Annotated in this window: 5 protein-coding genes, 1 tRNA gene and 1 pseudogene; 4 read left to right on the forward strand and 3 right to left on the reverse strand. The window is 69.7% G+C overall.

What is annotated here, in order from left to right; translation table 11 throughout:
- Positions 1-179, reverse strand: a pseudogene (locus CCS38_RS35825) (peptidoglycan-binding protein); the annotation flags it as partial.
- 317 nt (positions 180-496) lie between these two features.
- Here CCS38_RS35825 and CCS38_RS01985 point away from each other — a divergent pair.
- The 4 genes from CCS38_RS01985 (at position 497) to glxA (ending at position 5,593) form a co-directional block, all read left to right on the forward strand.
- Positions 497-570: transfer RNA gene (locus tag CCS38_RS01985), tRNA-Lys, on the forward strand.
- Between the two features lie 117 nt (positions 571-687).
- Positions 688-1,368 carry a FadR/GntR family transcriptional regulator gene (locus CCS38_RS01990; protein WP_223731440.1) on the forward strand — a complete coding sequence of 227 codons (681 nt, stop codon included), beginning with the start codon at positions 688-690 and terminating at the stop codon, positions 1,366-1,368.
- Positions 1,369-1,745: 377 nt separating this feature from the next.
- Positions 1,746-3,647: a glycosyltransferase family 2 protein gene (locus tag CCS38_RS01995; protein ID WP_223731441.1), complete on the forward strand. Its 1,902-nt coding sequence runs from the start codon at positions 1,746-1,748 to the stop codon at positions 3,645-3,647.
- A complete protein-coding gene (glxA, locus tag CCS38_RS02000; RefSeq protein ID WP_223731442.1) occupies positions 3,644-5,593 on the forward strand; it encodes a radical copper oxidase GlxA in 1,950 nt (649 codons plus the stop codon). The genes CCS38_RS01995 and glxA overlap by 4 nt, the downstream gene beginning before the upstream one ends.
- Before the next feature lie 51 nt (positions 5,594-5,644).
- On the opposite strand, the gene CCS38_RS02005 is transcribed toward glxA, so the two are convergent.
- Together CCS38_RS02005 and CCS38_RS02010 are read right to left on the reverse strand one after the other, a co-directional pair.
- Positions 5,645-6,706: a glycoside hydrolase family 6 protein gene (locus tag CCS38_RS02005; protein WP_372456964.1), complete on the reverse strand. Its 1,062-nt coding sequence runs from the start codon at positions 6,704-6,706 to the stop codon at positions 5,645-5,647.
- A 329-nt stretch (positions 6,707-7,035) separates the two neighbouring features.
- The coding region (locus tag CCS38_RS02010) for a sortase domain-containing protein (protein WP_372456965.1) at positions 7,036-7,356 on the reverse strand (321 nt) is incomplete at its 5' end.

Genomic DNA, 7,356 nt, shown 5'->3' on the forward strand with positions numbered 1-7,356 from the left:
GTGGCCAGGACCGTGCCGGCGGCGGCCGCCAGCACCAGCGCGCGGCGGGCGCCGTGCGCGGCGGGGTGGCCACCGTCCCTGAGCCGCGCCGCCTGCACGAGGGCGCGCCGCTGCTGCGCGCAGCCCGCGCAGGAGCAGTCGTCCGCGGGCTCGAATTCGATGAAGACCGGCACCGTCATTCCCGTTCCCCTTCCGGCCACTGCGTTCTCATTGGCCTCACACGGGCACAGCTTCTCAACTACCGGTACATATCGCATGCTGACGGGGCAACTGATGACCTTGCGCACGGAAACCCTCTTCCCCGGAGCAAAACCGGCGAACCGTCGGGCGAAATCACGTCAATCAGTACCGGCGGGGAATGCGACACGCGGGAGAAAAGCCGGACGGCGCCCATACCTGCAGGAGTGTCACACCTCACACATTCGGCGGGCCGCCGGACGGCCTTCCGCGGTCCGGAGCACCCCAGGAGTTCGTGTAAAGTTTTCCAGGTCAGCGCGCGCCGCTAGCTCAGTTGGTTAGAGCAGCTGACTCTTAATCAGCGGGTCCGGGGTTCGAGTCCCTGGCGGCGCACGTAGGTCAAGGCCCCTCGTCACGACGAGGGGCCTTGGTCATTTCTTACGGCTTCCTTGCGCGGAATCGCTGGTGAAGTGCTGGTCAAAACGGTGGGCCGGGGTGCAGAGTCACGGGATGGCGAGGGACATCCAGGAGCGCATCAAGAGGCTGATCATCGACGGGCGGCTGCCGTCCGGGGCGTCCCTGCCGACCGAGCCGGAGCTGATGGAGCTGCTCGGGGTCAGCCGGAACTCCGTGCGCGAGGCGCTGAAGGCGCTGCAGGCGATGGGCATCGTGGAGATCCGGCACGGCTTCGGCACCTACGTCGGCCCGATGTCGATGGCCCCGATGATCGAGGGCCTGACCTTCCGCACGGTGGCCGGGCACTACCGGGGCGAGGACAGCCTGCTGCAGCTGCTGGAGCTGCGCGAGGCGGTGGAGACCGGGCTGATCGCGCGGCTGGCGGGGCGGGTGCCCGCCGCCGACCTGGCCGAGCTGGACGCGACCGTGGCGCGGATGCGGACGGAGGCGGCGGCCGGCGGGGTGCAGGCCGAGACCGACCGGGCATTCCACGCCACGCTCCATCGCGGGCTGGAGAACCTCCTGCTCAGCGAGGTGCTGGAGGCTTTCTGGGACGCCTTCCACCGGGTGCGAACCGATCTCGTCGCGGTGCACGCCGACCCGGAGACCACGGTCCGCCAGCACGAGGAGATCCTGGCGGCCGTGCGGGACGGCGACGGGCCCCGCGCGGAGCGGGCGGTCCGCGACCACTTCGACAACATCCGCCACAGGCTGCGCAGTTCTGGCGAGCGGTGAGGCGCTCTACTCATAGAGAGGGCGCACGGACCGCCACGCACTACCCAGAGTCCGCCGATACGCCCACACCTCCCGTAAGCACTCATTCCTCCCTTGCGATCATGAAGGCCGGTTAGGGACCCTGACGTGACGGATGGGTCGAACATGGCCTTGACGAGCACACGGGGAGGAACCACCGGTTGCGCCGAACGAGGGGTTGGGGAACTCTGCGCGCTGCCACGCCGGCGGAGCACGACCGGGCAACCGGAAGGCGGGCGGCGCACGTCTGAGTGCGTGGGCGGCCGAGACCACAGGGCCGAGCCGGTCGAGGGGGACCGAAGACTCGGGAAGCGAGCACACGGACACGCAGCCAGTACTGCGTGCGGGGGGATGGAGTCATGACGTCGACGCCTACCGGCGCCCGGCAGGAACACCAGTACGACCCGTCCGCGACGACGCGCTTACGCCTGCCGCGCCAGTACCGCCGGCGCCCGCAGCAGCCCGCGCCGCTGCCGCGGTACGACTACGAGCATTACAGCCGGCTCGCCGGCCCGCTGACGCAGCCCGAGCCCGGCAAGCCGTACAAGGTCCGGTACCGCAGCCTGCTCGCCGACGAGCCGCACCGCTTCCGCGCGGCCCTGCTGCTCGGCGCGGCCCCGCTCGTCTCCCTCGGGCTCCTCGCCTGGCTCCTGCAGCCCGCCCACTGGACCCACCGGGACTACCCGCAGTTCGCCTTCCTCCCCGTCCTCGACGTCGTCATGCTCGTCTCGATCGGCCTGATCGAGTTCTTCCGCTGCCTGAACGTCCTCTCGAACGCGCACGCCACGCTCGTCGCCCGCGACCCCGTGCCGGTCGTCCCCGAGAACGGCACCCGCGTCGCCTTTCTCACCTCCTTCGTGCCGGGCAAGGAGCCGCTGGAGATGGTGACGAAGACGCTGGAGGCCGCCGTCCGGGTGCGGCACCGCGGTGTGGTGCACGTCTGGCTGCTGGACGAGGGCGACGACCCGGCCGTCAGAGAGGTCTGCGCGAGACTCGGGGTGCGCCACTTCACCCGGCACGGCATACCGGAGTGGAACCGCGCCAAGGGCCCGCACCGCGCGAGAACGAAGCACGGCAACTACAACGCCTGGCTGCAGGCCCACGGCGACGACTACGACTTCTTCGCCTCGGTCGACACCGACCATGTGCCGCTGCCCAACTACCTGGAGCGGATGCTCGGTTACTTCCGCGACGAGAACGTCGGCTTCGTCATCGGGCCGCAGGTCTACGGCAACTACGACACGTTCGTCACCAAGGCCGCCGAGTCGCAGCAGTTCCTCTTCCACGCGCTGATCCAGCGGGCCGGGAACCGCTACGGCGCCCCCATGTTCGTCGGCACCTCCAACGCCGTGCGCATCAAGGCCCTGAAGCAGATCGGTGGGCTGTACGACTCGATCACCGAGGACATGGCCACGGGCTTCGAGATGCACCGCCACCGGAATCCCGCGACGGGCAAGAAGTGGCGCTCGGTCTACACCCCCGACGTGCTCGCCGTCGGCGAGGGCCCGACCGCCTGGACGGACTTCTTCACCCAGCAGCTGCGCTGGTCGCGCGGGACGTACGAAACGCTGCTCAAGCAGTTCTGGAAGGCGCCCTTCACACTGTCCCCCGGCCGCCTCTTCAACTACACGATGATGGTCATCTTCTACCCGATGTCCGCGCTGAACTGGATACTCGCCGCCCTCAGCTGCGCGCTCTTCCTCGGGCTCGGCGCCTCCGGCGTCCAGATCGACCCGGCCGTGTGGATGATGCTCTACGGCAACGCCTCGGCGCTCCAGATCGGCCTGTACGTCTGGAACCGCCGGCACAACGTCTCTCCCCACGAGCCCGAGGGATCCGGTGGCGTGGCCGGCATGCTGATGTCCGCGCTCTCCGCGCCGATCTACGCGCGCTCGCTCTTCGACGCGGCGCTGCGCCGCAAGAGCAAGTTCGTGGTGACCCCCAAGGGCGACTCCTCCAGCCCCGACACCCTCTTCGGGACCTTCCGGATACACCTCTTCTTCCTCCTGGTCTTCGGCTCCTCGCTGATCGCCTCCTTCTTCTTCGGCCACGCCCACCCGGCGATGATCGTCTGGGCCGTGCTGGCCCTGCTGGTCTGCTGCGTGCCGATCGCCCTCTGGCGCTGGTCGATGCGCCGGGAGGCGCGACCCGTCGGGGACGCCGAAGCGGCCGAGGCCGGAGCCGCCGGGACCGGGGCCGGGACCGCCGAAGACCGCACAGCGCAGACCTTGCAGATTCCCGTGGGGGGAACCAACCGATGAGATACCGACCCAGCCGCCGCACCCGCCGTTTAGGGATAGGTGCGGTGGTGGTGATCGTCCTGGCCGCCATGAACGGCCCGGCCGTGTACGGCTTCGCCTCGGAGCAGTACCACGCGTACAAGATCAACCGGCCGGAGTACAAACAGCGCAACGGCCACTGGGACGTGGTGAACGTCCCCGACAAGTACCGGATCAACACGATCCACGCGGCCCTGCTGCACACCGGCAAGGTCCTGCTGGTCGCCGGCTCCGGCAACAACGCGGCGAACTTCAAGGCCAAGTCCTTCCGCACGGTCCTGTGGGACCCGGCGAAGAACACCTTCAAGAACATCCCCACGCCCACCGACCTGTTCTGCGCCGGCCACACCCAGCTCCCGGACGGCAAGCTGCTGGTGGCGGGCGGCACCCAGCGCTACGAGACGCTCAAGGGCGATGTGAAGAAGGCCGGCGGCCTGATGATCATCTACAACGAGGACCCGGACGGCCCGAAGACCTTCCCCGCCGGCACGCTCTTCACCGGCAAGGAGAACGGCAAGACCTTCGTCTCCAAGGACCCGGTCGTGGTGCCGCGGGCGAAGAAAATCACGGACAAGGTCACCGGGAGGGTGCGGGTCGAGCACAGCGAGGCCCGGGTCTACGTCGAGGCGCGCGAGCAGGGCCGCCAGTACGCCACGGGCGCCCAGGACAACTACCGCATCCACGGCCTGACCGGCGCGGACGCCCGGAACTTCTACGGCATCGCGCAGAAGCTGTCCTTCGACAAGAAGGACTTCCAGGGGATCAAGGACTCCTTCGAGTTCGACCCGGTCGCCGAGCGGTACCTCCGCGTCGACCCGATGAACGAGGCCCGCTGGTATCCGACGCTGACCTCCATGGAGGACGGCAAGGTCCTCTCGGTCTCCGGGCTGGACGAGATCGGCCAGGTCGTCCCCGGGAAGAACGAGCTCTACGACCCGAAGACCAAGAAGTGGACCTACCTGCCGAAGCAACGGTTCTTCCCGACCTACCCGGCGCTCTTCCTCTCCGGCAAGGGCCAGGTCTTCTACACCGGCTCCAACGCCGGGTACGGCCCGGCCGACAAGGGCCGCAAGCCCGGGATCTGGGACCTGAAGAGCAACAAGTTCCAGGTCGTCCCCGGGATGAGTGATCCGGACATTCTGGAGACGTCCATGTCCGTGCTGCTGCCGCCCGCACAGGACCAGCGGTACATGGTCCTCGGCGGCGGCGGTGTCGGCGAGGACCCGCGCGCCACGGACAGGACCCGGATCGTGGACCTCACCGACCCGAAGCCCCGCTTCCGTGACGGTCCCGACCTGTACGCGAAGGCCCGCTATCCGAGCAGCGTGATCATGCCGGACGACACGGTGCTGACCACCAACGGTTCCGGCGACTACCGCGGCCGCAGCGACTCCAACATCCTGGCGGCCGAGCTGTACGACCCGGCGAAGAACACCTCGCGCCGCGTCGCCGACCCCCTGGTCGGCCGGAACTACCACTCCGGCGCGCTGCTGCTCCCCGACGGCCGGGTGATGACCTTCGGTTCGGACTCGCTCTTCGCCGACAAGGACAACACCAGGCCGGGCGTCTTCGAGCAGCAGATCGACCTGTACACCCCGCCCTACCTCTTCCAGGGCGCCCGCCCCGGCCTGAAAGCCAAGGGCCCCACGACCGTGCGGCTCGGCGGCAAGGCCACGTTCGGGACGTCCCACAGCTCCTCGCTCAAGAAGCTGCGGCTGATCAGGCCCGGCTCGTTCACCCATGTCACCAACGTCGAACAGCGCTCCATCGCGCTGGACTTCACGACGAAGGACGACTCGGTGACCGTGACCCTGCCGAAGGACCCGGCGCTGGTCCCGCCGGGCTGGTACATGCTCACCGCCGTCGACGACGAGGGCACGCCGTCGAAGGCGGTGTGGGTGAAGGTGCCCGCGGCCGACCGGCCCTAGGGAAGACATGAGTAAGGGGGCGCCCCGGGCTCGGGGCGCCCCCTCAGCGCGTCAACGCTTGCTGTTGCGGGCCAGCTCCAGTGCGTACGACGGCCACCACTTGCCCGCCTGCGGGCCGCCCTTGCACGGGCCGTCCGACTCCCCGGGCCGCTTGATCCAGAGGTACGCGTCCACCAGCCCGTCGTCGGTCCTGACGGTCGGCGGCTCGCCCAGCGCCCGGCCCCGCGGGTTGCACCAGTTCTCCGGGTCGTCGCCGCCCGGCGCCGGACCGTTGCCGTTCCGGCTGGTGTCGATGACGAAGTGCTTGCCGCCCACCATCGCGGAGAGCCGCTTGCCGTACTTCTCGTTCTCCTCGGTGGTCTGGTAGTTGGAGATGTTCAGCGCGAAGCCGTCGGCCTGCGCGATGCCGGCCCGCTTCAGGGGCTCCACCATCCGCCCCGGGTCCTTGATCCAGTGCGGGTTGCCCGCGTCGAGGTACACCTTGGTGCGCGGCAGCGCCTTGAGCTTGCCGACGGCCTCCGTCAGCAGCGCGTACCGCTCCTCGTGAAACTGCTCCGGCGTGCACCGGTCCTCGATGTGCGGCAGCGCGTCGGGCTCCAGGATCACCGTCGTGGCGCGGTCGCCGATGCCCTTGACCACGCCGTCCAGCCACGCGCGGTACGCATTGCCGTCGGCGGCGCCGCCCTTGGAGTAGCTGCCGCAGTCGCGGTGCGGGATGTTGTACAGCACCAGCAGCGCGTCGCGGTTTGCCTTCGCGGCCGCCTCGGTGAAGCCGCGGGCCTCGCCCTCGGGGTCCTCGATGCCGATCCACTCCGCGACGGGCTGTGTCGCGATGCGGTCGATCAGCGCGGCGTCGTCCTGCTTGTCGCCCTTGCGGTACGCGGCCGCCTGCCGGGCCGCCTTGCCGTCCGGGTTGACCCAGTACGGCACCGTCGCCCTGGGCCGCTGCTCCGGCGGGCCGCCGGCGGAGGAGCCGTCGGACGAGGAACACCCGGCGAGCGCCCCGGCCGCCAGCAGCAGCGCTGCCATCGCCGGTACGGCAGCCTTCCTCACTCGGCGGTCACCGCATCGTCCCTTCGAAGTCCCCCCGGACCCCGGTACTTCGCCGTACATCCACTCCCCCCTCGGAGCACGGAACTTGGCCGGTCGCAGCAATCCTGGCACACCCGTGTGCACCGGCGACGGCCCGTGGGCAACCTGTTACAGCCCGCTGCCATCGCCCTCTATGCGGAGGGCGCGCAGGCGTTCTAAAGTGTGGGTCTGGCCCTGGCCCCCGGCCTGGAACGCGCACTTCATGGCGCCTCCCGCCGACGGCAGGGCAACTCCCGCAGTCCTGAATCGCGGCGGTCGAGGACCGGTCGGCCGGCGGTTCAGGGGGGAGCGAGCCGCCGGCCCGGCCGGGCGATCGCCTGCCGTGTCCGTACCGCACTCCGCTCACCTCCTCAGGGACCGCTGCCCGCGCTCAAGTAGGCCGAGACGACGATCCGGTCGTCGCTGACAAGACGCAGCTCGGCGCGGCCGCGCTCGTGCGGGCCGGTGATCCGCCCGGCGTCGAAGCGGGCCTGCGTGTACGCCTGTACGTCCGCCACGGTGAACTCCGCGATGGAGTCGTCCGACCGGGCCACCCGCACGGTCTCCCCGGCACGGAGCTCGCCCAGCCCGGCGAAGACGCCGCGCCCCGGGCCCGCCGCACCGTGCCCGGCCAGCACGGCCCACCGCGATCGGCATCGGCGCGCTGGGCACGGCCCACGCGGACGTGGTGC

This window comes from Streptomyces purpurogeneiscleroticus (assembly GCF_020024005.1).
In the GTDB taxonomy this organism is placed as follows: domain Bacteria; phylum Actinomycetota; class Actinomycetes; order Streptomycetales; family Streptomycetaceae; genus Streptomyces; species Streptomyces purpurogeneiscleroticus.